Annotated in this window: 1 protein-coding gene; it reads right to left on the reverse strand. The window is 44.0% G+C overall.

Annotated elements, in window-relative coordinates; translation table 11 throughout:
* A partial coding sequence (locus SB717_RS37960; protein ID WP_410908334.1) for a hypothetical protein occupies nucleotides 1-252 on the reverse strand: 252 nt, incomplete at both ends.

Raw genomic sequence — 252 nt, forward strand, 5'->3', positions numbered from 1 at the left:
GATCGAAGAAAGCCTTTCATAACCCTCGTTGCTTGTATGGCAACCTATATGCAAAAGAGAGCGGTCTGATGCGGTTAATACTTTGTTTAGTTTTATTTCCGCAAGCGCCGTCTCATATGAGTTCAGTAAGACCTGCACCAGCTTCCGGTATTCATCCCCCCACGCACATAGACTTGGTAAGGTTTTGTGATCATCATAGTATTCGAAGAGATCAGCATAAGCCTTATGGAGCCCATCAAAATTTCCAACCAG

The organism is Priestia sp. SIMBA_032 (assembly GCF_046535215.1).
Taxonomy (GTDB): domain Bacteria; phylum Bacillota; class Bacilli; order Bacillales; family Bacillaceae_H; genus Priestia; species Priestia aryabhattai.